This is a genomic window from Streptomyces sp. NPDC003035 (assembly GCF_042888285.1).
Lineage (GTDB): Bacteria > Actinomycetota > Actinomycetes > Streptomycetales > Streptomycetaceae > Streptomyces.
The window spans coordinates 1147499-1174444 of the sequence record NZ_JBIAPJ010000001.1 but is presented as its reverse complement, the minus strand read 5'-3'; the positions used below and the strand labels follow the sequence as shown (position 1 = coordinate 1174444).

At 71.5% G+C, this 26946-nt stretch carries 27 protein-coding genes; 15 read left to right on the top strand and 12 right to left on the bottom strand.

What is annotated here, in order from left to right; genetic code table 11:
* Window positions 1-115: 115 nt before the first annotated feature.
* The 3 genes from ACFYV5_RS05180 to ACFYV5_RS05170 all read right to left on the bottom strand — a co-directional run bounded on the left by ACFYV5_RS05180 (window position 116) and on the right by ACFYV5_RS05170 (window position 5479).
* Window positions 116-2326, bottom strand: coding sequence for a prolyl oligopeptidase family serine peptidase (locus ACFYV5_RS05180; RefSeq protein WP_389164523.1), 2211 nt, complete (start codon window positions 2324-2326; stop codon window positions 116-118).
* The gene (locus tag ACFYV5_RS05175; protein ID WP_389164520.1) at window positions 2299-4083 is read right to left on the bottom strand and encodes an N-acetylglutaminylglutamine amidotransferase; all 1785 of its coding nucleotides are present in this window, start codon (window positions 4081-4083) and stop codon (window positions 2299-2301) included. The genes ACFYV5_RS05180 and ACFYV5_RS05175 overlap by 28 nt, the downstream gene beginning before the upstream one ends.
* A 187-nt stretch (window positions 4084-4270) precedes the next feature.
* Complete coding sequence (locus tag ACFYV5_RS05170) at window positions 4271-5479, bottom strand: amidohydrolase (protein WP_389164518.1); 1209 nt, start codon at window positions 5477-5479, stop codon at window positions 4271-4273.
* A gap of 117 nt (window positions 5480-5596) precedes the next feature.
* Between ACFYV5_RS05170 and ACFYV5_RS05165 the strand changes: the two genes are divergently transcribed.
* The 3 genes from ACFYV5_RS05165 (at window position 5597) to ACFYV5_RS05155 (ending at window position 8425) form a co-directional block, all read left to right on the top strand.
* Complete coding sequence (locus ACFYV5_RS05165; RefSeq protein ID WP_389164516.1) at window positions 5597-6100, top strand: metallophosphoesterase family protein; 504 nt, start codon at window positions 5597-5599, stop codon at window positions 6098-6100.
* A 238-nt stretch (window positions 6101-6338) separates the two neighbouring features.
* A complete protein-coding gene (gene ctaD / locus ACFYV5_RS05160; protein WP_389164514.1) occupies window positions 6339-8060 on the top strand; it encodes a cytochrome c oxidase subunit I in 1722 nt (573 codons plus the stop codon).
* Window positions 8057-8425, top strand: coding sequence for a hypothetical protein (locus ACFYV5_RS05155; protein ID WP_389164511.1), 369 nt, complete (start codon window positions 8057-8059; stop codon window positions 8423-8425). The genes ctaD and ACFYV5_RS05155 overlap by 4 nt, the downstream gene beginning before the upstream one ends.
* A gap of 83 nt (window positions 8426-8508) precedes the next feature.
* On the opposite strand, the gene ACFYV5_RS05150 is transcribed toward ACFYV5_RS05155, so the two are convergent.
* Entirely contained in the window at window positions 8509-9042 is a 534-nt protein-coding gene (locus ACFYV5_RS05150) for a hypothetical protein (protein ID WP_389164508.1), read from the bottom strand.
* A 198-nt stretch (window positions 9043-9240) separates the two neighbouring features.
* Between ACFYV5_RS05150 and ACFYV5_RS05145 the strand changes: the two genes are divergently transcribed.
* The 3 genes from ACFYV5_RS05145 to ACFYV5_RS05135 all read left to right on the top strand — a co-directional run bounded on the left by ACFYV5_RS05145 (window position 9241) and on the right by ACFYV5_RS05135 (window position 10466).
* Window positions 9241-9807, top strand: a complete 567-nt coding sequence (locus ACFYV5_RS05145; RefSeq protein ID WP_355109680.1) for a hemerythrin domain-containing protein — start codon at window positions 9241-9243, stop codon at window positions 9805-9807.
* Window positions 9808-9942: 135 nt separating this feature from the next.
* Entirely contained in the window at window positions 9943-10200 is a 258-nt protein-coding gene (locus ACFYV5_RS05140; protein WP_389164506.1) for a hypothetical protein, read from the top strand.
* Window positions 10201-10214: 14 nt separating this feature from the next.
* Window positions 10215-10466: a hypothetical protein gene (locus ACFYV5_RS05135; RefSeq protein ID WP_355109684.1), complete on the top strand. Its 252-nt coding sequence runs from the start codon at window positions 10215-10217 to the stop codon at window positions 10464-10466.
* Between the two features lie 67 nt (window positions 10467-10533).
* On the opposite strand, the gene ACFYV5_RS05130 is transcribed toward ACFYV5_RS05135, so the two are convergent.
* Window positions 10534-11499 (bottom strand): pirin family protein, encoded by a 966-nt coding sequence (locus ACFYV5_RS05130; RefSeq protein WP_355109686.1) that lies wholly within the window; start codon window positions 11497-11499, stop codon window positions 10534-10536.
* A gap of 143 nt (window positions 11500-11642) precedes the next feature.
* Between ACFYV5_RS05130 and ACFYV5_RS05125 the strand changes: the two genes are divergently transcribed.
* From ACFYV5_RS05125 to ACFYV5_RS05115, 3 genes are all read left to right on the top strand, one after another.
* Entirely contained in the window at window positions 11643-11987 is a 345-nt protein-coding gene (locus ACFYV5_RS05125; RefSeq protein WP_389164503.1) for a tetratricopeptide repeat protein, read from the top strand.
* A gap of 223 nt (window positions 11988-12210) precedes the next feature.
* The gene (locus tag ACFYV5_RS05120; protein ID WP_389164501.1) at window positions 12211-12618 is read left to right on the top strand and encodes a DUF6153 family protein; all 408 of its coding nucleotides are present in this window, start codon (window positions 12211-12213) and stop codon (window positions 12616-12618) included.
* Between the two features lie 115 nt (window positions 12619-12733).
* Window positions 12734-13354 (top strand): DUF305 domain-containing protein, encoded by a 621-nt coding sequence (locus tag ACFYV5_RS05115; protein ID WP_389164499.1) that lies wholly within the window; start codon window positions 12734-12736, stop codon window positions 13352-13354.
* A 74-nt stretch (window positions 13355-13428) separates the two neighbouring features.
* On the opposite strand, the gene ACFYV5_RS05110 is transcribed toward ACFYV5_RS05115, so the two are convergent.
* Entirely contained in the window at window positions 13429-15093 is a 1665-nt protein-coding gene (locus ACFYV5_RS05110) for an amidohydrolase (RefSeq protein WP_389164496.1), read from the bottom strand.
* A gap of 85 nt (window positions 15094-15178) precedes the next feature.
* Window positions 15179-16573: a purine-cytosine permease family protein gene (locus tag ACFYV5_RS05105; RefSeq protein ID WP_389164494.1), complete on the bottom strand. Its 1395-nt coding sequence runs from the start codon at window positions 16571-16573 to the stop codon at window positions 15179-15181.
* A gap of 144 nt (window positions 16574-16717) precedes the next feature.
* Between ACFYV5_RS05105 and ACFYV5_RS05100 the strand changes: the two genes are divergently transcribed.
* Window positions 16718-17335 (top strand): TetR/AcrR family transcriptional regulator, encoded by a 618-nt coding sequence (locus ACFYV5_RS05100; protein ID WP_389165077.1) that lies wholly within the window; start codon window positions 16718-16720, stop codon window positions 17333-17335.
* 88 nt (window positions 17336-17423) lie between these two features.
* On the opposite strand, the gene ACFYV5_RS05095 is transcribed toward ACFYV5_RS05100, so the two are convergent.
* Window positions 17424-18287: a 3'-5' exonuclease gene (locus ACFYV5_RS05095; RefSeq protein ID WP_389164491.1), complete on the bottom strand. Its 864-nt coding sequence runs from the start codon at window positions 18285-18287 to the stop codon at window positions 17424-17426.
* Window positions 18284-19735 (bottom strand): dihydrolipoyl dehydrogenase family protein, encoded by a 1452-nt coding sequence (locus ACFYV5_RS05090; protein ID WP_389164488.1) that lies wholly within the window; start codon window positions 19733-19735, stop codon window positions 18284-18286. The genes ACFYV5_RS05095 and ACFYV5_RS05090 overlap by 4 nt, the downstream gene beginning before the upstream one ends.
* 161 nt (window positions 19736-19896) lie before the next feature.
* On the opposite strand from ACFYV5_RS05090, the gene trxA reads away from it, so the two are divergent.
* Window positions 19897-20259 carry a thioredoxin gene (gene trxA, locus ACFYV5_RS05085; RefSeq protein WP_389164486.1) on the top strand — a complete coding sequence of 121 codons (363 nt, stop codon included), beginning with the start codon at window positions 19897-19899 and terminating at the stop codon, window positions 20257-20259.
* 77 nt (window positions 20260-20336) lie between these two features.
* On the opposite strand, the gene ACFYV5_RS05080 is transcribed toward trxA, so the two are convergent.
* The 3 genes from ACFYV5_RS05080 to ACFYV5_RS05070 all read right to left on the bottom strand — a co-directional run bounded on the left by ACFYV5_RS05080 (window position 20337) and on the right by ACFYV5_RS05070 (window position 23020).
* Entirely contained in the window at window positions 20337-21524 is a 1188-nt protein-coding gene (locus tag ACFYV5_RS05080) for a thiolase family protein (RefSeq protein WP_355109704.1), read from the bottom strand.
* Between the two features lie 167 nt (window positions 21525-21691).
* Window positions 21692-21961 (bottom strand): hypothetical protein, encoded by a 270-nt coding sequence (locus ACFYV5_RS05075; RefSeq protein WP_355109706.1) that lies wholly within the window; start codon window positions 21959-21961, stop codon window positions 21692-21694.
* A 36-nt stretch (window positions 21962-21997) separates the two neighbouring features.
* Window positions 21998-23020, bottom strand: coding sequence for a LacI family DNA-binding transcriptional regulator (locus ACFYV5_RS05070; RefSeq protein WP_355109708.1), 1023 nt, complete (start codon window positions 23018-23020; stop codon window positions 21998-22000).
* 168 nt (window positions 23021-23188) lie between these two features.
* Here ACFYV5_RS05070 and ACFYV5_RS05065 point away from each other — a divergent pair, with 168 nt between their 5' ends.
* From ACFYV5_RS05065 to ACFYV5_RS05050, 4 genes are all read left to right on the top strand, one after another.
* Window positions 23189-24436: an MFS transporter gene (locus ACFYV5_RS05065; protein ID WP_355109710.1), complete on the top strand. Its 1248-nt coding sequence runs from the start codon at window positions 23189-23191 to the stop codon at window positions 24434-24436.
* A gap of 28 nt (window positions 24437-24464) precedes the next feature.
* Complete coding sequence (locus ACFYV5_RS05060; RefSeq protein WP_389164481.1) at window positions 24465-25166, top strand: alpha/beta fold hydrolase; 702 nt, start codon at window positions 24465-24467, stop codon at window positions 25164-25166.
* Window positions 25167-25180: 14 nt separating this feature from the next.
* Complete coding sequence (locus ACFYV5_RS05055) at window positions 25181-25399, top strand: hypothetical protein (protein WP_355109714.1); 219 nt, start codon at window positions 25181-25183, stop codon at window positions 25397-25399.
* Window positions 25400-25480: 81 nt separating this feature from the next.
* Window positions 25481-26899: an SPFH domain-containing protein gene (locus ACFYV5_RS05050; RefSeq protein ID WP_355109716.1), complete on the top strand. Its 1419-nt coding sequence runs from the start codon at window positions 25481-25483 to the stop codon at window positions 26897-26899.
* The last annotated feature ends 47 nt before the right edge of the window (window positions 26900-26946 follow it).

Genomic DNA, 26946 nt, shown 5'->3' with positions numbered 1-26946 from the left:
GCCCGGGCGGTTCCTCCCCAGGAGTCGTCGCTGAAAGCCGCGTACCGGGTACGGCGTACGGCGTGGCGAGCGCCGGTCGGCCCGAGGTCAGCACGGACGCCGCACCGGCGTCCTCTCAGCCACTCAGGTGACGTTCCATCCAGTCGGCGGCGGAGCGGCGGAACAGCCGTCTGTTGTCCGCCCGGCGGAACTCGTGGCCCTCCTCGCGGAGCGTGAGCAGCTCCGCCGGCAGGCCCCGTTCCCGCGCGGCACGCACCACCTGCTCGGACTCGCCCGGCGGGACGTTGGTGTCGTGCTCGCCGTGCACCGCGAGCAGCGGTACGCGCAGCTCGTCGATGCGGCTCATGGGTGACAGCGCGCGCAGCAGCTCCCGGTCGCGCACCGGGTGGCCGTACTTGTGCGCCGCCGACTCCGCGATCCACGGCTCGGTCCCCGCGAAGAACGTCGCGAAGTCCGACATCCCGCACACCGCGACGCCCGTGCGGAACAGCTCCGGGTGCCATACGAGCGAGGCCAGCGTCAGGTAGCCGCCGTACGAGCGCCCCATCACCGCGAGCCGGGTCGGGTCGGCACGGCCCGTGAGCACCACATGCGCCGCGCAGTCGGCGACGTCCTCGATCGCCGCGAACCGTCCCGTACCGAGGTCGGCGTCCACGAACGACCGCCCCCAGCCGGAGGAGCCGCGGACATCGGGCGCGAAGACGTCCAGGCCCCGGCCCAGCAGCTCGTGGTAGAGCGGGTCGAAGACGGGCCGCTCCTGCTCCTCGGGACCGCCGTGCAGGTGGATCACGCAGGGCGCGGGACGGCCGGCGGCCCTGCCCGGGGCGCGGTAGTACCAGCCTCCCAGCCGTAGCCCGTCGCGGGCGACCGGCCGCAGCGGTACGGGCCGCACGGGTGGTCTGCCGGGCGGCACGGCATCCTCGTCCCGGGACGACCAGGGCGTACGCGCCGACGGCGCTCCGGGGGGCACCCACCAGACACCGGGGCGGCGCTGTGAGCCCGACAGGGCCAGCACCATTCCACTCGGCCCGGCCCGGGTGATCCGCGTGACCACCTCGTGCGGCAGCGGCACCTCCCGGGGAGGCGTGGTCCCGGTGGCCGCCCCGCTGGGCATCGGTTCGCCCGCCGGGAGACCCAAGGTCTGCAGCTCGCTGGCGCCGCCTACGTTCCACGCGAGCGCGGCGGTGCGACCGTCCTCGGCGAACGCGAGGAGCTCCAGGTCGCGGCCCTCGCGCTCGGCCACCACGGACAGGCCGAGAAGCCGGCCGTCGTCGTCCAGGCCGGCTGCGAGCAGGGCGGCGAACTCCCGCTCGTGGTCGCTCCTGAGCCACAGGGTGTGCCCGTCCGGGGAGAACCGGCCGATCCACGGGTCCCCGTCAGCCACCCGCAGGACCGACCCGGTCGTCAGGTCGGCGGTACGCACGACCACCGCCTCCCGCCGGCCGCGCGGCCCGCGGCGTACCAGCGCGAACCGCTCGTCCTGGCTGATGTCGCACACCCGCAGCGTCGCGGCGCCCGACTCCGCGGCGACGAGCACGGGCGACCGGATGCCGTCGGGATCGACCAGATACGCGCTGAGCCGGTCCCGCGTTCCCTCCAACCCGTCCAGCGCGTCCAACCCGTCCAGCCCGTCCAGCCCCAGCTGTCCCAGACCTGCCAGACCTGCCAGACCTGCCAGATCTGCCACTCGATCCCGCCCGGCGCCCGGTTCGCCGTACGGCCCGCCGTGGGAACCGGGGCCCGGCCTGACCTCCGAACCCAGCAGCGTGGCCGGACCGTCGCGTTCCGCCCAGCCGGCGGGCAGGTCCGCGAACACCGCCTCACCGTCCGTCGCGGCCGTCTCCTCCCCGGCGCTCCGGCCCGCCGAAGGCGGGGGTTCCGCCACTGTGACCGCGACGGCCGAACCGTCGCGTGTCCAGCGGCCCAGGTAGGCCGAGCTGCCGCTGTCCGCGCCCGCCACGATCCGGCGGTCGGTGCCGTCCGGGCGTACGCACAGCACCCGGGTGTGCTCGCCGCCCCCGGGGGCGACCGTGTAGGCGATCCATCGCCCGTCGGGCGACCACGCCACCTCGGTGACCGGATCGGGGTCCGCGTCGAGCAGGTGGAGCTCCGAGCCGTCCACCGACCCGGTCCACAGCTGGGGAACGCCCGCCCGGTCGCAGATGAACGCCACGTGCTCACCGGTAGGGTCCACGGACGGATACCAGCAGCCGTGCGAGATCAGCGGCTGAGGGGTGTCCCGCAGTCCCGCCGCGTCGGCGAGCGGCACCGGCACGGGCGCCGCCGACGATGCTCCGGTCAGTTGATCCCGTGTGTCTGCAGCCATATCTCCAGCAACGCTACGTGCCACAGGGCGTTCGCCCCTCGCTTCGTCCGGTGGTGGTCGGGGGCGGCGAGGAGTTCGGCGATGTACTCGTCGCGGAAGACGCCCCGCGCCCGCGCCTCCGGGGCGGACAGCGCCTGACGCACCCGTTCGAGGACGGGGCCCGCCATGTGGCGGATCGCCGGCACCGGGAAATAGCCCTTGGGCCGGTCGACGACCTCTCGGGGCAGCAGCGTGCGGCCCACGTCCTTCAGTACGCCCTTGCCCCCCTGTGCCAGCTTCAGTTCCGGCGGGCAGGCCGCGGCCAGCTCGACCAGCTCGTGGTCCAGGAACGGCACCCGGGCCTCCAGGCCCCAGTCCATGGTCATGTTGTCCACGCGCTTGACCGGGTCGTCGACGAGCATGACGTGCGTGTCGAGCCGCAGCGCGGCGTCGAGCGCGGTCTCCGCCCCGGGCGCGGCCATGTGCTCCCGGACGAACCGGCCGCTCTCGTCGTGGCCGGTGAGCAGCTCGGGCTGGAGGATCCGGGCGAAGTCCGCGTGCGGACGGTCGAAGTACACCTCGGCGTACGTCTCCGGCTCCCGCTCGCGCTCGACGGCGGCCAGGTCCGGGTACCAGCGGTAACCGGCGAAGACCTCGTCGGCGCCCTGTCCGCTCTGGACCACGCTCACCTCCTTGGAGACCAGCTCCGACAGCAGGTGGAACGCGACCACGTCATGGCTGATCATGGGCTCGCTCATGGCGTCGACCGCCCTGTCCAGGGCGGTCGACACGCGGTCCGAAGGCACCATCAGCTGGTGGTGTTCGGTGTCGTAGCGCCGCGCGATCAGGTCCGAGTACGCGAACTCGTCACCCTCCTCGCCGCCCTCCGACTCGAACCCCACACTGAACGTCGCCAGGTCCCGCTGGCCCTCCTCGGCCAGCAGCGCCACGATCAGGGACGAGTCGAGCCCGCCGGACAGCAGCACGCCGACCGGCACGTCGGCGACCATCCGGCGGCGCACCGCCGTCCGCAGTGCCTCCAGCACCGCGTCGCGCCAGTCGGCCGCCTCCATGCCCGCGTGCTCGGCGCGGCGGGTGTAGGACGGCTGCCAGTAGCACCGGTCGCGGTAGGAGCCGTCCGGCTCCACCACGCGGACCGTGGCGGGCGGCAGCTTGCGCACCCCGTTGAGTACGGTCCTCGGCGCGGCCACCGTGGCGTGCCAGCTCAGGTACTGGTGCAGCGCGACGGGGTCCAGGGAGGTGTCGACGCCGCCGGCCGCCAGCAGGGCGGGCAACGTGGAGGCGAACCGCAGCCGGCCCGGTCCGTGCGACAGGTACAGCGGCTTGATGCCGAGGCGGTCACGGGCGAGCACCACGCGGCCGGTGTCGTTCTCGACGATGACGAACACGAACATGCCCATGAAGCGATCGACACAGTCCGTGCCCCACTGCCGGTACGCCTTGAGGATCACCTCGGTGTCCGAGGTGGAGAAGAACCGGTGCCCGAGGGCCTGGAGCTCCCCGCGCAGCTGCTGGTAGTTGTACACACACCCGTTGAACACGCCCGTCAGCCGGGCCTCGGGGTCGGCCATCGGCTGCGCGCCGCGCTCGGACAGGTCGATGATCTTCAGCCGTCGGTGGCCCAGCGCCACGGGCCCCTGCGACCAGATGCCGTGACCGTCGGGCCCGCGGGCGGCCAGACGGCCGGTCATGCGTTCCACCGCGGCCACGTCCGGCCGCCGGTCGTCGAAGCGGATCTCACCGCTCAGGCCGCACATGACGCACCCGCCGACCGTGCCACACCCGCCCCCGGCACACCCGGGATCTCGCTTTCCTCTTCGACTCCACGTGAAGCAGTCACGACAACTCCTCGCACTCGGGGAGCGGGCGCCCCGCGCCGTTCGGCTCAGGTGCTCGGCGATCCGCTCCCTTTCGCCGAGTTCCCCGTTGATCGCCGGGCATGCGTCACAGCCCCTCGGCGGCCTTCCGCCGGAGGCACTCCCAGGCCCGCTCCGGCACGTCCCTGCGCAACAGGACGTCGGCCGCCGTGCACGCCAGCGCCTCCGCCGCGGCCAGCATCACCTGCCGTGCCCGGGGCGTGGCGCCCGCCGCCGCGAACGCGGGCGTGTGGTCGGAGCCGTCCGGACCCATGATGGCGATCCAGGGGTGGATCGCGGGCACCCGCGTGCTGACGTTCCCGATGTCGGACGACCCCAGGTACACGCCCGGCGTGGGCGGCGACAACCGGATGCCCGCCCGGTCCAGATGGCCGGCGAACAGGCCGGACAGCACGTCGTTGTCGCGGAAGTGCTCGTACCGGCCGCCCACGTCGGTCACCTCCACCGTCGTACGGGTGGCCAGCGCCACGCCCCGCGCGCACGAGCGCACCTCCTCCACCAGCTCCTCCAGCGCGGCCGTGGTTCCCCCGCGCAGCCCGAACATGCCCTCCGCGTACTCCGGGACGATGTTCGTGGCCCGGCCGCCGTCCGTCACGATGCCCTGGATGTGCGAGCCGGTGGGCAGCCGTCTGTGCAGGACGCCGAGTGTGTTGAAGAGCTGGATCAGCGCCCCGAGCGCGTCGATGCCCTCCGTGGGGCTGCCGGTCGGGTGCGCGGCCCGCCCGTGGAAGCCCACCCGGACCTGCGCGCTGGCCGTCAGCGGCGCCCACACCCAGTCGTGCACGCCCGGGTGGAACATCAGCGCCGCGTCGACCCCGTCGAACAGGCCCGTCTCCACCTCCACGACCTTGCCTCCGCCGCGCTCCTCCGCCGGTGTGCCGACGGCCAGCAGCGTTCCCTCGACCTCGCCGAGCGCGGCCCGCACGGCGAGCGCCGCCCCGAGGCCCGCCGACGCGATCAGATGGTGGCCGCACGCGTGCCCGAGCAGCGGCAGCGCGTCGTATTCCATCAGCAGGGCCACACAGGCACCCTCGCCGGCCCCGGACCCCGCCGAACCCGTACGTGCGACGAAGGCGGTCGGCAGCCCGGCCACCCCGCGCTCGACGCGGAAGCCCTCCCGTTCGAGTTCACCCGCCAGCAGCCGCGACGCCCGGTGCTCCTCGTAGGCCGTCTCCGGTTCGCGGTGCAGCGCCATGCTCACGTCCCAGAGCCGCTCCGCGCGAGCCGCCACCTCCTGCCTGACGCGGGTGTACAGGGATTCCGGGGTCTGTGACACGTGGGCCTCCTCGAGCCTCGGCCTGGGCGGGTCGCTCCGCATCCGCACGTATTCCACGGATACCCCAGGAGGCCCATGGAAGTGGGGGCAGCGCGGGGTGCGGCCTATCGTGGCCCTATGCGGCTGCTGCTGATGGCCGACACGCATCTGCCGACCCGCGCCAAGCGGCTGCCCGAGGCGCTTCTCGCCGGTGTCGACGAGGCCGATGTCGTCGTCCATGCCGGGGACTGGACCGACGAGGCCACCCTGGACGTGTTGGAGTCCCGGGCCCGGCGGCTGGTCGGGGTGTACGGCAACAACGACGGGCCGGGCCTGCGGCGGAGGCTTCCCGAGGTCGCGCAGGGTGAGTGGGGCGGGCTTCGGTTCGGGGTCGTGCACGAGACGGGAGCCGCCGCCGGGCGCGAGCAGCGTTGCGCGCGGCGCTTTCCGGACCTGGACGTTCTCGTGTTCGGGCACAGCCACATCCCGTGGGACTCCACGGCCCCCGGCGGGCTGCGCCTGCTGAATCCGGGCTCGCCCACCGACCGCAGACGCCAGCCGTTCTGCACGTACATGACGCTGACCGTGTCGGGCGGCGCACTGCACGACCTCACCCTGCACCGGCTCCCGCCGAGGTCTTGAGGGCGCCGCTCCTGCAGCGGGGCGTCAGCGCGTGCCCTCGCTCCGGCGCGTGACGGCTTCGGTCCGCGCCCGCCGTATGGATGTCGTTCGCCGCCCGTGCGCACGACACCGCAGGTCATGGCCAGTGCGATGAAGCTATTGATCCTGAATATCCATGTTTCGGGCGGTTTGCTAGGAGTGGCTGGCCTATGGTCGCCCTGGCCGCCCGCGTTCATTCGAGTCCTTCACCGGAGTCCCCATGGTCACTTCCACCGAGCCGCCCACCCTCGTGCCTGTGAAGAGGAGGGGTTGGGGGAGTGTCGTCGTGGACTGGCTGACGACGACGGACCACAAGAAGATCGGTCATCTCTATCTGATCACGTCGTTCGTGTTCTTCCTTCTGGGAGGTGTGCTGGCGCTGGTGATCCGGGCGGAGTTGGCGCGGCCCGGGATTCAGATCGTCTCCCCCGAGCAGTACAACCAGGCGTTCACCCTGCACGGGACGGTGATGCTGCTGCTCTTCGCCACCCCCACCTTCGCCGGCTTCGCCAACGCGATCATGCCCTTGCAGATCGGCTCCCCGGATGTGGCGTTCCCGCGCCTGAACATGCTGTCGTACTGGCTGTTCCTCTTCGGCGGCCTGATCGCTTTCGGGGGGATCTTCACCACCCAGGGAACCGCGGACTTCGGCTGGACCGCCTACACGCCGCTCAGCGGCGGTGAACGGACGCCCTACATCGGCGGCGACATGTGGATCATGGGGCTCGCGCTCGGCGGCTTCGGCACGATTCTGGGCGCCGTCAACTTCATCACCACGATCATCTGCATGCGCGCCCCCGGTATGACGATGTTCCGGATGCCGATCTTCACCTGGAACATCCTGCTCACATCGGTGCTCGTCCTGCTCGCCTTCCCCGTTCTGGCCGCGGCGCTCTTCGCGCTGGAGGCGGATCGTCGCTTCGGGTCTCACGTCTTCGATCCGGCCAATGGTGGAACGCTGCTGTGGCAGCACCTGTTCTGGTTCTTCGGCCACCCCGAGGTCTACATCATCGCCCTGCCGTTCTTCGGGATCGTCACGGAGATCCTGCCCGTCTTCTCCCGTAAGCCGATCTTCGGCTACGTGGGACTCATCGCCGCCACGATCGCGATCGCGGGCCTCTCGGTCACCGTCTGGGCCCATCACATGTTTGCCACAGGAGCGGTGCTGCTGCCGTTCTTCTCCTTCATGACCTTCCTGATCGCGGTGCCGACAGGCGTGAAGTTCTTCAACTGGATCGGCACGATGTGGAAGGGGTCGATCTCCTTCGAGACGCCGATGCTGTGGTCGATCGGCTTCCTCGTGACCTTCCTGTTCGGCGGGCTCACCGGCATCATCCTCGCCTCGCCCCCGATGGACTTCCATGTCACGGACACGTATTTCGTGGTCGCGCACTTCCACTACGTCGTCTTCGGCACCGTCGTCTTCGCGATGTTCGCCGGCTTCTACTTCTGGTGGCCCAAGATGACCGGCACGATGCTGGACGAGCGGCTCGGCAAAATCCACTTCTGGACTCTCTTCACCGGATTCCATGGCACTTTCCTCGTCCAGCACTGGCTGGGTGCCGAAGGGATGCCGCGCCGCTACGCGGACTATCTGGAGGCCGACGGTTTCACCGCTCTGAACACGGTGTCGTCCATCGGCGCGTTCTTGTTGGGCATGTCCACCCTGCCGTTCTTCTACAACGTCTGGAAGACCGCCAAGACCGCTCCGCGTGTCACGGTCGACGACCCGTGGGGCTTCGGCCGCTCGCTGGAGTGGGCGACGTCGTGCCCGCCGCCCCGGCACAACTTCCTCACCCTCCCGCGCATCCGCTCCGAATCGCCCGCCTTCGACCTCAACTTCCCGGATCTGGCGGCAGTGGACTACGCCCGGTCGCACAAGCGCGACGTGATCGACGACCCCGGCGCCGCCCAACGGCCCGGCGGCGGGCGGGAAGCATGATCACACCCGGCCACCGAGACTCGCACGCCCCCACCGATGAGGTGACCGCCGGCATCCTCCAGCTGGAGGGATATCTGCTCGCACAGCATGCCCGGAGCGAGGCCGCCGAGGCCGGCGCCGCGTTCGCCCGCCGTTTTCCCTGGCTGGGACCGCAGGAGGAGTCGGAGATCGCCCAGCTGTTCGCGCAGGAGCATCTCGCCGTGCGGCGCGAGATGCTCCGGGCCACCGTCGTACGCGCGGACGAGCTCCGCCGCGAGTACGGACAGCGATACGCATGCCTCCGACGACGCCTGGTCGGCGCAGCTCTCGGCTGGGCCGCGGGTATGGCGGTCGTGCTGTCCGTCCTGGTGCGGGGCGCGGGCTAGTCGGCGCTTGCGGTCCAGGCACCCAGATCTGCGCACACCAGGCTCAGGACGACCAGAACGCTGCCGGCCAGGGGAAGTCGCGGTCAGGACGAGGAGGGCGCGCTGCTTTCCAGGAGGTCCTTGAGCTGGGCGTGATGGAGCTCGGCCACAGGAGCGAGGAGGTCCGGGTGTCGCAGCAGCGCGGCTGCTTGCCGGTCGTTCTGGTTCGGATGACTCAGACGCCGGAAGTCAACCGTTTCGCCCGCCGCCCGCGCCGAGCCGGCGAGAGTGGCGAGCGCCGCGGTGACCAAGGCCGGAGTGCCGAGCAGGCAGGCGGCCCAGCTCGCGACGACCTCGTCCACCCAGGTGCGCCACGCGTGCAGCTCCGGATCCCAGGCGCCCTCGGTCTCGGAGCCCGTGATCCAGTCGAGCCGCGCGGAGCCACCGGGCCCCGTCAGGTTCATCAGCTGGGCGTCCAGCTCCGTGGGGTACCGCAGCCACGCGGCGACGGTGACGGCTTGACGCGCCTGTGCCTCGGCGAGGGCGCGCTGCAAGGCCCCGCGGCCGGAGGGATAGGCGTGGGTGATCCACTGGGCCGTCGCCGCTATGAGCGAGGAGAGAGAGGAGTCTGCCGACACGGATGGCCAATTCGGAGTAAGAGGGAGGGCGAAAAGAAGAAAGTGGATCGTATCGGCTCGCGGGCGTCCGAGGAATGGCGCAGGTCACAGCCCCTTCGGAGCGAGTGCGGCCGACACGCTGAGTGGAGCGGAACCACGTTGTGCGCGCTTCGCGGGATTCACTGGAGGCCGGCAACCTCACAGAGAAGGGCACTCCCCATGGGACACGGCGGTGACGTGATCGCGGAATTGATGACCGACCACCAGGAGGTCGAGGAACTTTTCGCGAACATCGAGGAAATTCCCTCGGGTGACGCTCGTAGAAAGATGTATGCCGACCAGGTCACCATGGAACTCGTCCGGCACTCGGTAGCCGAAGAGGCGTACCTGTATCCCGCCGTACGCGAGCACGTTCCCAACGGTGACAGGATGGCCGACAAGGAACTGGAAGATCACGCGGCGGCGGAACGCATCATGAAGGAACTCGAGGGATGCGACGCCGATCATCCCCGCTTCGACGAGCTCATCATGAACCTGATGACGGAGATTCGCAGCCACGTGAACGACGAGGAGAACAATCTGTTCCCGCGGCTGCGGCAGGCGTGTTCCACGGAGATGCTGGAGAAGCTCGGCGACAAGGTGCGCCAGGCCAAGAAGGCGGCCCCCACGCGTCCGCACCCGTCCGCCCCCGACAAGCCGCCCGCCAACAAGCTTCTGGCCCCGGGGGTCGGGCTCGTCGACCGCCTGCGTGACGCGATGAGCGGACGAGGCAAAGAACCTTCCTGACAGTGCCGGCACCTCCGCCTTCGCCAGGCCGGTGGCACCTGTGGGACAGGTGCCACCGGCCTGGCGCTCACGGCTGTTTCGCCTGCCCTCTCGCGGGCAGCCGCCTCAAGGGCTCATCGAGACGAGGACAGCGAGATGACCGAGCGCACACCGGACGACGCGCGGCAGAACACGTACGAGCGCGCCCGGAGCAGCGAGGAGCCGGGAGCCCACTCCGGCTCGGAGAGCCAGGACCGGGAGCGCGTCGTGCCCGGCACGGCAAGCGCCCGAGAGGGCTACCACCAGGCCGGCACCGAAAGCGGGGACCCCCTGGCCGGTGTCGAGGCCGGATCCGAGGAGGAAGCCGAGAACCCGTCGGAAACCGACTCCGGCTCCGGCTCCGGGAGCTGGTGAGAGGGGACGGGGCCGTGGCAGTCACGCGCGCGCAGGTCCGGGCCCTCCTCGATCGATCGGGCGGGAACAACTCGCTCGTGCTGCTGGAGGGTCGTACGGAGGTCGTCCCCTCGGACCGACTGGCATCGGAGCCATACCGCGGAGCCGTCGAAATCGCCTCGGGCCGTGATCTTGCCGCCACGCTGCCGTCCGGCCCGCCGACCGAGCAGGACATCGACGCCTTGGCGTCGCGGCTGGACACCGCGATCACGCACCTCGGCGCCTGATCACCGCACCCTCGGCGCGCCCCTCTCCCTCATCCGGTAGCCAGGACGAGGCTTACCGGCGAACAGGTCAGCGCACTCTTCCCCGCGGCTTCAGCGGCGTCGCGGGCAGCTCCGGAGCCGGGAGCGGAGCGCCGTCGTAACCCTTCACCTCGCCAAACCTGGTGCCGTTCATCCACGCCTCGCGGGCCTCTTCGATGTCCTGTTGCGATCGTCCGATCCAGTTCCAGAACATGACGATCTCCTCCTCGAACGGCTCGCCGCCCAGGAGCATCAGGCCCGCGTCCGAGACCGCGCGCAGCGGGAGTTCCGTGCGGCCGCAGCCGAGGTAGAGCATCGAGCCCGGGAGGACCGGGACGCCGTCGACGTGGGCCTCGCCCGACATCGACAGGACCGCGTACTCGAAGTCGGGTTCCAGCGGGAGGTTCGTTTCCGTGCCCGCCGCCAGGGCGAGGTCGGCACCGATCAAGGGGCTGTAGGTGGTGCCCGGGGACTCGGCGCCGTCCAGTTCACCCATGATCACCGTGGCGGTCAGGCCGGGGGCGGTGACCTGCGGGAGGGTCGCGTGGTGCTGGAAGTGGGGCTCGACGTGGCGGTGGGCGTCCGGGAGCGCCACCCACAGCTGGGCGCCGTGGAGGAAGCGGGCGTGCGGCCTGGGGCTCTCCTCGGAGTGGGAGATCGCCCGGCCCGAGGTCATCAGGCCCAGCTCGCGCGGGCGGATCGTCTCGAGGCTTCCCGTGCTGTCACGGTGCAGGACCTCGCCCTCGTGGAGCCAGCTCACCGTCTGGAGCCCCATGTGCGGGTGCGGCGGGACCTGCATGCCGGACTCGTCGGCGATGTCGTCGGGGCCGTAGTGGTCGACGAACGCCCAGGCGCCGACCATGCGCCGGCCGAGGTTCGGGAGCAGGCGGCGGACTTCGGTCGACTCGCCGAGCTGGACGTGGCGGGGGCTGAGAAGTTCCCGCACCGGCTCGGCGACGACGAAGCCGCGGCCGCCGCAGACGGTGAGGGCGGCCTGTCGATCAAGATTGCTCATGACGCTCAACCTATTCCTGTCCGGGGACGGCGTGGGCGTGTCTCCACGCGGAAAATAGTAGTGGAATGTTCAACCATCCTCGCGTGTTGACGACCGTGCCGCCCCACCGGGTGGCAGGGCAGGGACGCCACGAGGGAGCGCAAGTGAACGAGACCTACGACGAGTTCGGAACGGCGGGCGAGCGCTGGGACCGCGCCCAGCTGTTCTTCGAGGCGAAGGAGTACCTGACGGCCGCCCGCATCCTGCGCGGCCTGGTCGCCGAGCACCCCGAGCAGATCGCCCAGCGCCTGCTTCTCGCCCGCACGTACTACCACTCCGCCCAGCTTTCCCGCGCCGAGTCCGAGCTGCGCTCCGTGCTGGACCGGGACCCGGTGGAGCACTACGCCCGGTTGATGCTCGGGCGCACCCTTGAGCGGCAGGGCCGGCCCGCCGAGGCCGCGCCGCACCTGCGGCTCGCGGCCGCGATGGCTGGTGAGTGGACGGGCTGAGCCCAGAGGCCCGTGCCGGCTTCGCTTCCGCCCGCGCCACACGCGAACGGAAGCGGAGTCGGCTCTACGGGCACCCGCCCGGACAGGCGATGCGCGTGGCGGTCCGGGCGAACACCCCACTCAACGCGCCGTGCCCCGCGCCGTCGAACCGGTCGGCCGCCTTCCGTGGGCTGCGCGAGCGGCCGGGCACCGTTCGCTAAAGTCGTCCCGGGAGGTTCGAGCCGTGCGTACGGGACGAGTGGGACGCGACATGGGAGCGGGCAGCGCCTTGGCGCACCTGCTGCTCGTCGTGCTCGCCCTCGGGGTCTTCGTGATGCATGCCGTCGGCCACCCGCAGAGCTCGTCGGACACCGCGGCGGACGGCATGACGCACGTCTCCGCCTCCGCGCACCACACGACGGACGAGGCGCCCGCTCCCTCCTCCCATGACTCCGGCATGGATATGGACATGACCACGCTGTGCGTGGCCGTCCTCGGCATCTGGGCGCTGGCCCGGCTCGTCCTCGCGGCGTTCGGACGCCGGCCCGACTGGCTGGTCCGGCTGCTCGGCCGGCTCACCCGCGTACGGGGGCCGAACGCCCCGCCCCGCAGACCTCCCGACCTCGCGCAGCTGTCCGTCCTGCGGATCTAGGCCGAATCGCCACCGCGGGCACATCGCGCTGCCCGCAGAAGCGCCCGTTCAGCCCTTTCCGCGCGTACGCGCGCGCTCGCGTACGCCGTACGACAGCACACGAGGTGTGACACACATGCGTGCCTTCACGAACCCCACCGCCCGCAAGCTCGCCCTGGCCGGCTCCGTCGCCGCCGTGGGCCTTCTGCTCTCGGCCTGCGGCTCGGACAGCGACTCCATGAGCGGCATGGAGCACGGCGGGAAGACCTCCGCCTCCCCGTCCTCGCCCGCCTCCGCGTCCGCATCGTTCAATGACGCGGACGTGGCGTTCGCCCAGGCGATGATCCCCCACCACCAGCAGGCCCTGGAGATGGCGAAGCTCGCCGACGGCCGGGCCGAGGACGCCGAGGTCCAGAAGATCGTCGCCGCGATCGAGAAGGCCCAGGATCCGGAGATCGCGACGATGAAGTCCTGGCTGAAGGGCTGGGGCAAGCCCGAGTCCGCCGCTCACGGTGGTCACGACATGGCCGGGATGATGACCGAGCAGGACATGAAGGACCTGGAGGCGCTCAAGGGCAAGCCCTTCGACCGGAAGTTCGCCGAGCTGATGATCGCGCACCACGAGGGCGCGGTCGAGATGGCCAGGACCGAGCTGAAGGACGGCCGCGACGAGAAGGCGAAGAAGCTCGCCGCCGACGTGGTGCGGACGCAGTCCGCCGAGATCGCCGAGCTGCGGAAGATCCTCGACCGGCTCTGACCGGTCGCGTACGGGGCGGCCTTCCCCTCCAGGAGGGCTGCCCCGTACCTCGGCCGAGCAGGGCCCTACGGATGTCAGTCCTGCGTGGACGTGTGGACGACCTCGCCGCCCACCACGACCGTCTCGGCCACCGTGCCCGGAATCCGTTCCGGGTCGACGCGGAGGATGTCCCGGGACAGGACGACGAAGTCGGCGAGCTTGCCGACGCTCAGCGAACCCCGCTCCGTTTCGAGGAAGTTGGCGTACGCCGAGCCCATGGTGTAGCCCTCGATCGCGGTGACGACGTCGATGGTCTCCTCCGGTGTCCAGGGCTCCCCGTCGCCGTGGAGCGGGCGGCGCGTGACCGCCGTGTAGATGCCGGCCATGGGGTCCATCTCGGCGACGTTCCAGTCGCTGGAGAGAGCGAGTACGGCTCCGGCGGCCCACAGGCTGCGCAGCGGCCACGCCTTGTGCCAGCGGTCGGGTCCGATGTTCTCGGCCCAGTCCTGGCCCGGGCCCGCGATGTCGGGGGCGGCGTGCCGGGGCTGCATGCAGGCGACCACGCCGAGTTCGGCGAAGCGCGGGGTGTCGGCCGGGTCGAGGCACTCGACGTGGACGATCTGGTGGCGGGCGTCGCGCGGCCCGTTGGCGGCGCGGGCGTGGGCGACGGCGTCGAGGACCGTACGGATGCCGCGGTCGCCCGTGGCGTGCACGAAGCACTGGAAGCCGCGCGCGTCGAGTCCGGTGAGCAGCGCGGCGAACTCCTCGGGCGGGTAGAACGTGTCGCCGCGGTGCCGGCCGCACCCGGTGTACGGCTCCAGGAGAGCGGCCGTACGCGGTTCGACGACGTCGTCGATGTACAGCTTGAGGGGGCCGACCCGCAGCCGGTCGTCGTCGAACGTCCTCGCCGCGGCCGCGAACGCGTCGAGGTCCGCCTCGGTGGTGCCCCGCGGGTGGAAGAGGGCGGCGACGATCCGGGAGCGGAGCCGGCCCTCGGCTCGGGCGCGCTGGAAGAGGGCGAGGTCGTCGAGGGAGTTCTGGGGCTCGACGACGGTGGTGATGCCGTAACCGATGGCGTCGTCGAGGCTCTTGGCGAGCCGGCCGTACTGGCGGTCGGGCGCGGCCCACGGCACGCCCAGCTCGCGCAGGGCGCGGTGGCCGTCGCGGGAGAGGCCCTTGACGGCGAAGTCCTTGACGAATCCGGTGGGTTCGCCGGTCTCGGGGTCCGTCACGGCGGTGCCGAAGGGGAGGTCGAGGTGGTCCCGGTCGATGCCGAGCCGGTGCAGGGCCGCGGTGTTGAGCCAGACCGTGTGCACGTCGTAGCTGAGGACGAGGGCGGGCGTGTCCTCGGTCACGGGGTCGAGATCGGCGGCGGTCGGCATCCGTCCGCCGGGGATCGCCGAGTAGTCGAAGGCTTCGGCCTCGATCCACGCGGTGCCGGGGTGGGCGGCGCGCCAGGCGCGGATCCGCTCGTGGATCTCCTCCAGCGTGCGGGCGCCGGCGAGCTGGACGCAGGCGTCGTCGGAGCCCAGGCGTACGTGGTTGTGGGCGTCGATGAACCCGGGCAGGACGAGCCGGCCTCCCGCGTCGAGGATCCGGGTGTCGGGACCGACCCAGGCGGATGCGTCGGCGTCCGTGCCGAGCCAGACGATCCGTCCGTCGCGTACGGCGAGCGCCTCGGCCTCCGGCAGGGCGGGGTCGACGGTGTGGACGCGGGCCCGGGTGAGGACCAGATCGGCGGGGGTGGTGCTGCGGTTCATGCGGGGCGGACTCCAGCTTCTTTCAGCGGTGTTACGGGTGGTGCTTGGTCGTGCGGGTGGTGCGGGTGTTACGCGTCCATGGGCGTTACGGCCGCACGGGGGTGACGCTGCGGCGGGCGAGGAGGACGTAGACGAGCGCGGAGACGGCCGCGCCGAGGAGGGTGAGGTCGGCGCCGCCGAGAGGGGCGACCAGCGGGCCGGTCCAGAGTGCGGAGTCGCAGGTGAGCGCGGCGAAGACGATGCCGGCGAGCAGCGCGACCAAGCCGGCCGGGTGCCAGCCGGAGCGATACCAGTAGGCACCGCGTTCCGCCCCGTGCAGAGCGTCGGAGTCGTAGGTGCAGCGGCGCATGACCATGTCGGCGAGGAAGACACCGCCCCAGGGGGCGAAGACGATGATCAGGAGGGAGAGGAAAGAGAGCAGGGAGGTGGTGAAGTCGGTGAGGAAGAGGGCGCCGAGCGAGCCGAGGGCGGTGACTGCGGCGCTGATCACGATGGCGCGGGCGCGGCTCCACGGGATACCGAGGACCTGGAGGTTCAGGCTGGAGGAGTAGAGCGTGATGATCGAGTTGGTGACCGACCCGCCGAGCACCAGGGCGAGGAAGAGCGGCTGGAACCAGCCGGGGAGCAGCCCCTCGGCACCGGCGACCGCGTCCGTCATGTCGGCCTGAGTGGCGGCGGCGACACCGGCGACGCCCAGGGCCACGGAGGAGAGGAAGCCGCCGAGCGCACCGCTCCAGGTGAGGGCCTTGAGCGAGGTGGTGCGGGGCAGGTAGCGGGTGTAGTCGGCGGGCATCGGGAGGTACGAGAAGGGGCCCGCGAGCATGACGACGAAGGCGAGGCTCCAGCCGGAGGCGCCGGGGCCGGCGGCCGGTGCGGACGTGTCGGCGCCGGGGAGCACGAACACCAGCAGGGCGGCGAAGCCGAGCGCGAGGGCGTAGGCCATCCAGCGTTCGGCGAACTGGACGGTCGCGTGGCCCCACAGGGCGACGGCGAAGGTCATCGTGAGGGTGACCAGCAGGGCGAGGGCGCGGGAGGTGTGGCCGCCCGCCCAGCCGAGGTCGGTGAAGAGGGCGTCGAGGGCGAGGGTGCCGACGACCGTGTTGACGATGGTGTACCCGATGCTGACGACCCAGTTGAGCAGGCCGGCGGGCCAGTTGCCACGGACGCCGAACGCGGCGCGGGAGATGACGAGGGTGGCGGTGCCGGTGCGGACGCCGCCGAGTCCTGCGGCGCCGATGGCGAAGAAGGAGAGGCCGCCGATGACGACGACGGCGGTGGCCTGCCAGAAGGAGAGGCCGAAGGCGACGGCGAGGGCTCCGTTGATCACGTAGGTGAAGGTGAGGTTGGAGCCGAACCAGAGCCAGAAGACGTCCCTGGCGCTGCCGTGGCGCTCGGCGTCCGGAATGGGGTCGATGCCGTGGCCCTCGACCTGGAAGACCTCGTCGCGGCCGACGTCCGCGACTCTCTCCTCGTGCAGCATGCGCGCTCCCCAGACTTTGAATGCCGTTCTAGAACTTAGAACGGCATTCAAGATGTGGGAGGCGGGTACACCGCGTCAAGACCTTGGCGACCTGCGGTTAAAGTCGTGACCATCGGGTCAGGGGCGGCGACGGAGGCGGAGCGGGTGGCAGGCGCAGCGCGACGGCGCGACGGGCACATCGCCCAGGAGCGGATGCTCGAGGAGGCCATGGCGGCCATCGCCGAGGGCGGCCTGGCGTCACTGACCATGTCGGCGCTGGCCGAACGCCTGGGCACGAGCGGCGGCCACATCCTGTACTACTTCGGCAGCAAGGATCTGCTGCTGCTCGCCGCACTGCGCTGGAGCGAGGCGGCGCTCGCCGAGGAGCGCCGGGCGCTGCTGGCGCGGCGGCTGACGGCGGAGCGCAAGCTGGACCTCTTTCTGCGGCTCTACCTCCCGCACGGCCCGCGCGATCCGCGCTGGACGCTCTGGATCGAGCTCTGGGCCCGCATTCCGGCGAACGACGCGTTGCGCGAGGCCCAGCGGGAGCTGGACCGCGGCTGGCAGGCGGACCTGGAGGCGCTGCTCGCCAAGGGGGTGGCGCAGTCCCGTTTCGCGCCGATGGACGAGGCGGACATCACCGCCCGTGCCTCCGAACTCCTCGCGCTGCTCGACGGTCTGAGCACCCGTGTGGTGCTGGGCCAGGAGTCCGGACGGGACGCCCGCCCGGCACTCGAAGCGGCACGGGCGGCCGCGGAGCGGCTGATCCCGAAGGCGGGCTGAATGCCGGGGCGGCCGGTCCGGGGGCGGCCGGTCCGGGGGAAGCCGGTCCGGGGGCGGCCGGGCACAAGGCCCTGGAGCGGAGCCCCGTTCAGTCGGGCGGCGGGGGTTCCCATGGCAGCGGCTCGACGGTGGCGAAGGGCCAGTCCAGGGCGTCGGGGTGACGGCGGGACTGCTCGGCGTTCCAGCGGATCTGCTCGGTGTGGAGCGCCGGGCGCGAGAGCCGGGCGATCGACGGGTACGAGGCCCCGATCGTCCGGGCGAGCTCCAGCGTGGCCCCGGCGTCGGACGCCGCGTCACCGGGGCGGTCGTGCGGGATCCCGTACCAGGCGGTGACGGCCCGCAGGGAGCGGCGGCCGGGGCGGTAGCGGTCGGCGTGGCGGTCCAGGACGAGCGGGTCGCAGACCGGGGCCACGCCGTGCGGGAGCCGGTCGGTCAGCGGCGCCACGCCATGACGCAGCAGTTCGGCGTGGAGTGTGGTCAGGACGTGCGGGGCGAACCAGACGACCAGCACCTCGTTCGACGCCAGGTGGTCGGCGAGCAGCGTCGCCACCTCCTCAAGGGCGCGCGCGGCGGGCACGCCCTCCGCCCGGGCGCGCTCGACGGTGATGCCCGGGGCCCTGCGGGGTATCGAGGAAGGGATATTGGATCCAGGATCCATGATCCAATCTCCGATCGTGCCGTCGCTGACCCGGATCGCGGCGGAAAGGATCCGGTCGACGGCCGGCCGATTGCCGGTGGTCGCGATGTCCAGGGCCATGAGACGGCGCCGGTGCCAGCCCGGCAGATCCTGTCGGGCCGGCGGCCCGGGTTCCGGCGCCTCGCCGGGGTGGAAGACCTGCCAGCCGCCGGTCGGCCCGTGCCGGAGCACCCCGGTCCCGGCCGGCACGACCGCTTCGCAAGCCGCGCAGGGTTCGTCGTAGTCGTTGGTCAGATCCGGGGCCCCGGCGTTCATGACGCCCCCGCACCGTCCCGGTACGCCTCGAGGAGCCGCAGCCATGCCTCGCTCAGCGTCGGATACGCGGGGACGGCGTGCCAGAGCCGTTCGATCGGCACCTCTCCCGCGACGGCGACGGTGGCCGAGTGGAGCAGTTCGCCGATGCCCGGGCCCACGAAGGTGACACCGAGGACGGTCTCGCGGTCCAGGTCGACGACCATCCGGGCGTGGCCGCGGTATCCGTCGGCGTACAGCCCGGCGCCCGCCACGCCCGACAGGTCCAGGTCGACGGCGCGGACCCGGTGTCCGGCGCGTTCGGCCTCGGCGAGGGAGAGGCCGACCGACGCGGCCTCGGGGTCGGTGAACACCACCTGGGGCACGGCCGCGTGGTCGGCGGTGGCGGAGTGCGCGCCCCAGCGGTCGGTCTCCTGGAGGGTGGTGCCGGCCGCGCGGGCGGCGATGGCGGCCCCGGCGATCCGCGCCTGGTACTTGCCCTGATGGGTCATCAGGGCACGCCGGTTGACGTCCCCGACGGCGTACAGCCAGTCGCTGCCGGTGACCCGGAGGGTGTCGTCCACGGACAGCCACGAGCCCGGCTCCAGGCCGACGGTCTCCAAGCCGATGTCGTCGGTGCGCGGGGCGCGGCCGGTGGCGAAGAGGACCTCGTCCCCCTCGACCCGGTCGCCGCCCTCCAGGACCACGGTGACCGGTCCGGCGCCCCCGTCACGTACGACCGCCGTCACGTCGGAGCCGGTACGGATCTCGGCGCCGCGCTCGGTGAGCGCGGCGGCGACGTGTTCACCGACGAACGGCTCCATCCGGGACAGCAGCCCCTTGCCCCGTACCAGCACCGTCACCCGGGAGCCGAGCGCCTGCCAGGCGGTCGCCATCTCCGCGGCGACCACTCCCCCACCGACCACGATCAACCGGCCGGGGACGTGGTGGGAGCTGGTGGCCTCCCGGCTGGTCCAGGGCCTGGCCCCGGTGAGGCCCGGCAGTTCGGGCAGCGCGGCACGGCTGCCGGTGCAGACGGCGACGGCGTGCCGTGCGGAGAGCAGGTGCCGGTCGCCCTCGAATCCCTCGACGGCGACCTTGCGGTCGCCGCTCAGCCGGCCGTGGCCGCGGTAGAGCCGGGCGCCGGTGGAGTCGAGCCAGCGGACGGCACCGTCGTCCTTCCAGTCGGAGACGTAGTAGTCGCGGTGGGCGAGGACCGCGGCCGCGTCCAATGGTCCCTGGACGAGCTGACGCAGCCCCGGCACCTTGCGGGCGTCGGAGCGGGCGATCGCCGGGCGCAGCAGCGACTTGCTGGGCATGCACGCCCAGTACGAGCACTCGCCGCCGACCAGTTCGCTCTCCACCACCGCCACGCTCAGCCCGGCCGCCCGGGCCCGGTCCACCACGTTCTCGCCGACCGGTCCCGCTCCCAGGACCACCACGTCGTACCCGTGCTCCGCCACTCGCGTCATGGGCCCAGTCTGGTGGCAGGTGTGCGCGATGGCCACAGGGGAAGGCGGGGCCGTGCGGCCCCGGAACGGCGTGGAATAGCGCGACTCGATCCGCCGTTGTGCGGGGCGAGTCCCCAGGGGACCGTGAGGACACCGCCAGGAGACCGGAGAGGTTAGAAAGCATGAGCACTGTTGAGCTCACCAAGGACAACTTCGACCAGATCGTGAGTGACAACGACTTCGTTCTGATCGACTTCTGGGCTTCCTGGTGCGGTCCGTGCCGCCAGTTCGCGCCGGTCTTCGAGGCGGCCTCCGAGCGCCACGAGGACCTGGTCTTCGCCAAGGTCAACACCGAGGCGCAGCAGGAGCTGGCCGCCGCGTTCGAGATCCGCTCGATCCCGACGCTGATGATCGTGCGCGAGAACGTGGCCGTGTTCGCGCAGCCCGGGGCGCTGCCCGAGGCCGCGCTGGAGGACGTGATCGGCCAGGCGCGCAAGCTGGACATGGACGAGGTGCGCAAGTCCATCGAGAGCGCCAAGCAGTAGCGGAAACCGAGCAACGGCGAAGGGGCGGTACGGGAAGACCCGTACCGCCCCTTCGCCCGTTCCCGGCCCTTTCCCGCTCAGCGCTCCAGGACGAGGGCCAGACCCTGCCCGACGCCGATGCACAGGGCCGCGAGGCCCGTACCCGAGCCCGCCGCGGCGAGCTGGTGGGCCACCGAACCGGCGAGCCGCGCGCCGGAGGCGCCCAGCGGGTGGCCGATGGCGATGGCGCCACCGCGGGGATTGACGATCTCGGGGTCGAGTTCCGGCCACTCGGCGAGGCATCCCAGCGACTGGGCGGCGAAGGCCTCGTTCAGCTCGAAGGTCGTCAGGTCGGCGAAGGAGCGCCCCGACTTCTCCAGTGCGCGCCGGACCGCCTCGACCGGTCCGAGCCCGAAGAGCTGCGGCTCGATCCCGCTGACGGCGGAGGCGCGGATCCGGGCGAGGGGCTCGCGGCCGGTCTCCCGCAGTCCGTCCTCGTCGACCAGGAGCAGCGCCGCGGCGCCGTCGTTGAGCGGCGAGGCGTTCCCGGCCGTGACGGTGCCGCCCTCGCGCCGGAAGGAGGGCTTCAGCTTGGCGAGGGCCTCGAGCGAGGTGGTGTCGCGGATGCACTCGTCGCGGGCGAGGTCCACACCGTCGTACGGCACGACCTCGCCGTCGTAGAGGCCCTTGCTCCAGGCCTCGGCGGCCTTCTGGTGGCTGGCCAGGGCGAACGCGTCCTGCTGTTCACGGGTGATGCCGTGCTTGTCGGCGACGAGCTCGGCGCCCTCGCCGAGCGCGACCGTCCACTCGGCGGGCATCCTCGGGTTCGTCATGCGCCAGCCCAGCGTCGTGGAGTGAAGCTGCTGGTGGCCGGCCGGGAAGGCGCGCTCCGGCTTCTGCAGAACCCAGGGAGCGCGGGACATCGACTCCACGCCACCCGCGATCGCCACCGAGGCGTCGCCGAGCGCGACGGCACGGGCGGCCTGGATCACCGCCTCCAGACCGGAGCCGCAGAGGCGGTTGACGGTGACACCCGGCACGGAGGTGGGGAGCCCGGCGAGCAGCACGGCCATGCGGGCCACGTCACGGTTGTCCTCTCCGGCGCCGTTGGCGTCGCCGAAGTAGACGTCGTCGATCCGGGCGGGGTCGAGGTCGGGCGTGCGGTCCACGAGCGCCTTGACGACATGGGCGGCGAGGTCGTCGGGACGCACGGAGGAGAGGGCGCCCCCGAACTTGCCGATCGGCGTGCGGACGGCGTCGACGATGTAGACGTCGCGGATGCTCATCGGTTCTCTCCCACGTGACCTTCGGCCGGTACGACGGCGATGGCGTTCGCCTGGTGAACGTTCCTTCGTTCCTGTGCGCGCCGAGTCTCCGCCGGGCGGCGGCTTCTGTCAACGGTCCCGCGAGGTCGATACGTGGCGGATGAACCGATACCGTCGGACGCCGCCTGTCACGACCGCGGCGGGTACCGGACCAGCGCCGTCAGACCGTAGTCGAGCTCGCGCCCGTCGATCAGCAGCGCCTCGACCGTGCGGGTCTCGGGGTCGATCTCCGCGACCAGGCCGTGGCCCTCGTAACGCGGGTACCCCGAGGAGCCCTGACGGCCGGTGGCTTCGACGACCGCCGAGCGGACCGCGCTGTCCTCCACGGACGCGTCGCCCCGGTCCTCCACGTGCTCGGGGACGATAAGGATCTCGAAACGCTTCGGAACTGTGCCCATGCCTCGACGCTAGTCCGCCGCGGCGCCGCGCGCCGCTCAGCTGGACTCGCGCGGGACGACCTGCGAGGCCATCAGTTCCTGAGCCTCCGGCGTGCCCTCCGGGTCGCGCACCGCGCTGTCGACGAGCTCCGCGAGGTGCCTGCCGATCACCATGTCGATCCGGACCGTGGTCAGCCGGGGCCGCAGCAGCCGTCCGAGCAGCAGATCGTCCGAGCCGACGACCGCCGTCTCGTCCGGGACCGAGACCCCCGCGTCCTGCAAGGCGCGCATCAGCAGCATCGCGTACTCGTCGTTGTACGCGAAGACCGCGTCGAGCCCGAGTTCGCGCCACCGCCTCGCGAGCTCGTTCGCCGACTCCTCCTCGTACCGCAGCGGCAGGGGTACGACCGTGGCGTCCGTCCCCGCCACCGCCTGCCGGACCCCGTCCAGCCGGGGGCCGGAGAACATGTCCAGGCCCGGCTCCTCGGGCACCACCACGCCGATCCGGCGCCGGCCCCGCTCGACGAGGTGCTCGCCGGCGACCCGGCCGACCCTCCCCTGGTCCATCACGAGGGCGTGCGCTCCGGCGACCCGCTGCGGGCCGACGGTGATCACGGCCTTCGCGCCCGAGCGCTTGAGGATCTCCACGCCGTCCGGAGTCAGCTCGACCTCGCCGAAGGAGACCACCGCGACCGGGCGGAGCTCCGCCCAGGCGCGGGCGGCCTCGTCCCCGTCCAGGCCGAGGCTGCCGTACTGCACGACGGTGTAGTCGAGGCGGCGCAGGGCCCACTGCAGTTCGTTGAAGAACTGGCTGTAGAGCGGTCCGATCGGCACCTGCGCGGTCGGCAGGAGGACCATCCGGCTGTGACCGGCACGCAGACTGCGGGCCGCCGCATGGGGTACGTAGCCCAACTCCTCGGCCGCCTCGCGCACGCGTCGCCGGGTCGGCTCGCTGATCCGTACGGCCGCGGTGTTGTTCAGCACGTACGAGACGGTGGCTCTGGACACACCCGCGAGGCGCGCGACGTCGGCGCTGGTCGGAACGGGACGTTCGGCGGACTGTTCGGTTGGCTTCCTCATCGCTCCGGCATCTTTCCAGACCGATCCTGCCCAGAGTCTGGCGGATGGCCTGATTCGAGTGCTAGACAATGCTGACGCGTGTCACTGACACGTGTAACCGCAGCGTTTGACCCCGCCCTTTCACTTCCGCTCCTCGCCCCGCACGGGCGATCTCCCCAGGAGGGCACAGTGGCCCTTTCCTCCTCCCAGACGGGTGCCGGCACGGGCACCCCCTCGGCTCCCCGGCCGACGACCCGTGGGCTGCTGCCTTTGCTGCTCACCGGCAACACGGCGATGTACGCGCTGTACGTCGGTGTTCCCGGCATGCTCCTCGCGCTCCAGATCGAGGACATCGATCCCGCGAACAAGGTGGCCAACTTCGGGCTGATCTCCGGCGTCTCCGCCATCTTCGCCACCGTCTTCAACCCGGTGGCCGGAGCGCTCTCGGACCGCACCGGGCGGCGCAACCCCTGGATCCTGGCGGGCGGCCTGCTCGCGATACCCGTGATGTTCCTGCTCGGCAGCGTGCACACGATCCTGCTGGTGATGATCGCGTGGTGCCTGGGCCAGGCCGTCATGAACATCTATCAGGCCGCGATCACCTCCGTCGTGCCCGACCGGGTGCCCATGGCCGCGCGCGGCAAGGCCTCGGCCGCCGTGGGGCTCGGCCTGCCCATCGGCTCCACCATCGGCGCGCTGCTCGGCGCGGCCTTCTCCGAGGACTACCGCACCGGCTACCTGGTCTTCGGCGTGATCGTCGCGGCCGCCGCCGTCCTGTTCACCACCTGCGCCCGTGAGCAGCGCATGCCCGCGAAGACACCGCTGCCGGTGAAGCAGCAGGTCGCCGCCTTCGGCAGCGCGCTCAAGGACCACGACTTCCGCTGGGCGTTCATCGGCCGCGCGCTCCTGGTCCTCGGCTACTTCGCGGTCTCCGGCTTCCAGCTGTACATCCTCAAGGACCACACCGACCTGCCGGCCGGGCTCGCGGCCGAGGAGGCCGTGGCGCTCCTGATGCCGCTCAACGCGGTCGCCATGGTCGTCTCCACCGTCCTGGGCGGCTGGCTCTCCGACCGCTACGACCGCCGCAAGCTCTTCGTCGGCGCCTCGGCCGCGCTCGCCGCCGTCGCCCTCGTCATCCCGGCGATCTCGACGAGCTGGACCGCGATGCTCGCCTTCTCCGTCGTCAACGGCCTCGGTTTCGGCTGCTACATGGCCGTGGACACGGCTCTGGTCACCATGGTGCTGCCGAAGGCCGAGGACGCGGCCCGCGACATGGGTGTGCTCAACGTCGCCAACGCGGGGCCGCAGATCGTCGCACCGTTCGTCGCCTCGCTCGTCGTGTCGCTGAGTGGCGGTTACACGGTCCTGTTCCTCGTCGCCGCCGTACTGTCGGTCCTCGGGGCGCTCGCCGTGCGCCCGATCCGTACCGTGCGCTGAGGACGACGACACTCCGAGAGGCATCGACGTGCGACTGAACACCACCACCTGGGGATCCGGTGACCGGATCGCGCTGCTGATCCACGGCATCATGGCCGACCACCGCACCTGGCGGCGGGTCGGGCCGGCCCTGGCCGAGCGCGGCTACCGGGTGATCGCCGTGGATCTGCGCGGCCACGGCGCGAGTGGACGCGCCGAGGGCCCCGAGGGCTACACCCCCTCGGACTACGCCGACGACCTGGTCGAAACCTTGCCTAAGGGAGCGGAGTTGGCCATAGGCCACTCGCTCGGCGGGCTGACCCTGGCGGCCGCCGTGGAGCGGCTCGCGCCGCGCCGCGCGGTCTACTCCGACCCCGCCTGGCATCTGCCGGCCGGGGTCTACCGCCCGGAGCTGTTCACCCAGGGCAAGGCCCTCACCCGCGAGCACATCCGGATCCTCAATCCCCGCTGGGCGGAGGAGGACCTGGACATCGAGTACGAGACGCTGCGGCTGTGGGACGAGCGGACGGCGCACGGGCTGCTGGGGGTCGTCGGCCGCGACATGTGGCCGGTGCGGCCGCTCGTCCCCTCGCTGATCACCCTGGCCGACCCGAGCGTCCTGGTCTCCTCCGAGAACGCCCGGATGCTCAAGGAGCGTGGTTTTGAACTCCGTACGGTCGTCGGCGCGGGTCATACGATCCACCGGGACGACTTCGACGGGTTCATGACCGCCCTGGAGGGCTGGATCTGACGTACCTTCTGTTCATGGACGACGTCTCGATGGTGGGCCTGATCGGCCGGGTCACCGGCACCGTCGGACCGGGCCTCGTCGGCGAGGTGATCGTCCGCATCCGGGGCGGCGCCGAGCACTTCCTCGCCCATCCGGCCCACCCCAAGGAGCGGTTCGCGCCCGGAACGGTGGTGACCGTCGTGGAACATCTCCCTCCACGTACCGTCTATGTCACAGCCGCGTACGACGGTTGACCGATCCATTGAGCGCCCGCCGCGAGGAGCGCACACTCCCTTCACCGGACCCGCACGGCTCCGGTGAAGGGGGAGCTGCCCATGGGCATCGGCATCCTGGCGGGCGGCGCGGTCGCCGCCGTCCTCGTTCTCATCGCACTGTTCAAACTGATGTGGCGCGTCGCGGAACCCAACGAAGCGCTCATCATCTCCGGCTCGAACCACAAGATGGAGGGGCTCGGCGAGGGGATGGGCTTCCGGATCGTCACCGGGCGCGGCACGCTCGTGCTGCCGGGCGTCCAGGCCGTACGGAAGCTGTCGCTCGACCTCAACGAGACCCAGCTGCAGGTGGAGTGCGTCACCCACCAGGGCATTCCGCTCAAGGTCCGCGGTGTGGTGATCTTCAAGGTGGGTGACGACTTCGTGTCGATCGCCAACGCCGCCCGCCGTTTCCTCGATCAGCAGAAGCTGATGTCGGAGCGCGTGCACATCGTCTTCGCCGGTCATCTGCGCGCCATAGTCGGCGGGTTGACGGTCGAGGACATGATCCGTGACCGGGAGAAGCTGACCGGGCAGGCCCGTTCGGCCTGTGGAACGGAGATGGAGAAGCTCGGCCTGATCGTCGACTCGCTGCAGATCCACGAGATCGAGGACCCGACCGGGTACATCAAGAACCTGGCCGCGCCGCACGCCGCGGCCGTCCAGCGCGACGCCCGGATCGCGCAGGCCGAGGCCAACCGGCGGGCGACCGAGGCCGAACAGCAGGCCGCTGCCCGGATGTCGGAGGCCACCCGGGACAGCGAGATCCTGCAGGCCGGCTACCAGGCCGAGCGGGACCAGGCGTCCGCGAAGGCGCGGCAGGCAGGCCCGCTGGCCGAGGCCGGGGCGCGTCAGGAGGTCGTCGTCCAGGAGACGCGGGTCGCCGAGCTGGAGGCGCACCGCAAGGAGCAGCAGCTCCAGGCGGAGGTCCGCAAGCCCGCGGACGCGATGGCGTACGAGACCCGGACGCGGGCCGAGGCCGAGCGCGACGCCCGGATCTCGGCGGCGCAGGCGGAGGCCAAGGAGACCGAGCTGGCCAGTGCCGCGAGGGCGACGGCGACCCGGCTGACCGGTGAGGCGGAGGCGGCTGCCCAGCAGGCCAAGGGCCTCGCGGTCGCCGCGTCGACCCGGGCCAAGGGGCTCGCCGAGGCCGAGTCGATCAAGGCCAGGGCGGCGGCGCTCGCCGAGAACCAGGAGGCCGTGGTCGCGCAGCAGCTGGCCGAGAAGTGGCCGGAGATCGTCGAGGCGGGCGCGTCCGCCTTCGGCAACGTGGACCAGATGGTCCTGCTGAACGGCGCCGACGGCATGGCGGAGATGTTCGCCAAGGCGCTGACCATGGGTGGAACGGGTCTCGGCCTGGCCCGTCAACTGCTCGCGAACATGAATCCGGGCGCCCAGCCGGCGGTGGTGCCCTCGATGAACGGCGCGGCGCCGCCCGCTCCCCGTGCGGAGGCGATCCCGGTCGGCGACGACCAGGAGTAGCTCTCCCGTGCGGTGCATCAGCTCGGGCCCGGCGCCATGCCGGCGTC

Coding starts and splice junctions, on each gene's coding strand:
- ACFYV5_RS05180 (WP_389164523.1), bottom strand. CDS start 2,326: ATGGCTGCAGACACACGGGATCAACTGACCGGAGCATCGTCGGCGGCG.
- ACFYV5_RS05175 (WP_389164520.1), bottom strand. CDS start 4,083: ATGTGCGGCCTGAGCGGTGAGATCCGCTTCGACGACCGGCGGCCGGAC.
- ACFYV5_RS05165 (WP_389164516.1), top strand. CDS start 5,597: ATGCGGCTGCTGCTGATGGCCGACACGCATCTGCCGACCCGCGCCAAG.
- ctaD (WP_389164514.1), top strand. CDS start 6,339: ATGGTCACTTCCACCGAGCCGCCCACCCTCGTGCCTGTGAAGAGGAGG.
- ACFYV5_RS05155 (WP_389164511.1), top strand. CDS start 8,057: ATGATCACACCCGGCCACCGAGACTCGCACGCCCCCACCGATGAGGTG.
- ACFYV5_RS05145 (WP_355109680.1), top strand. CDS start 9,241: ATGGGACACGGCGGTGACGTGATCGCGGAATTGATGACCGACCACCAG.
- ACFYV5_RS05140 (WP_389164506.1), top strand. CDS start 9,943: ATGACCGAGCGCACACCGGACGACGCGCGGCAGAACACGTACGAGCGC.
- ACFYV5_RS05130 (WP_355109686.1), bottom strand. CDS start 11,499: ATGAGCAATCTTGATCGACAGGCCGCCCTCACCGTCTGCGGCGGCCGC.
- ACFYV5_RS05115 (WP_389164499.1), top strand. CDS start 12,734: ATGCGTGCCTTCACGAACCCCACCGCCCGCAAGCTCGCCCTGGCCGGC.
- ACFYV5_RS05110 (WP_389164496.1), bottom strand. CDS start 15,093: ATGAACCGCAGCACCACCCCCGCCGATCTGGTCCTCACCCGGGCCCGC.
- ACFYV5_RS05105 (WP_389164494.1), bottom strand. CDS start 16,573: ATGCTGCACGAGGAGAGAGTCGCGGACGTCGGCCGCGACGAGGTCTTC.
- ACFYV5_RS05095 (WP_389164491.1), bottom strand. CDS start 18,287: ATGAACGCCGGGGCCCCGGATCTGACCAACGACTACGACGAACCCTGC.
- ACFYV5_RS05090 (WP_389164488.1), bottom strand. CDS start 19,735: ATGACGCGAGTGGCGGAGCACGGGTACGACGTGGTGGTCCTGGGAGCG.
- trxA (WP_389164486.1), top strand. CDS start 19,897: ATGAGCACTGTTGAGCTCACCAAGGACAACTTCGACCAGATCGTGAGT.
- ACFYV5_RS05080 (WP_355109704.1), bottom strand. CDS start 21,524: ATGAGCATCCGCGACGTCTACATCGTCGACGCCGTCCGCACGCCGATC.
- ACFYV5_RS05075 (WP_355109706.1), bottom strand. CDS start 21,961: ATGGGCACAGTTCCGAAGCGTTTCGAGATCCTTATCGTCCCCGAGCAC.
- ACFYV5_RS05070 (WP_355109708.1), bottom strand. CDS start 23,020: ATGAGGAAGCCAACCGAACAGTCCGCCGAACGTCCCGTTCCGACCAGC.
- ACFYV5_RS05055 (WP_355109714.1), top strand. CDS start 25,181: ATGGACGACGTCTCGATGGTGGGCCTGATCGGCCGGGTCACCGGCACC.
- ACFYV5_RS05050 (WP_355109716.1), top strand. CDS start 25,481: ATGGGCATCGGCATCCTGGCGGGCGGCGCGGTCGCCGCCGTCCTCGTT.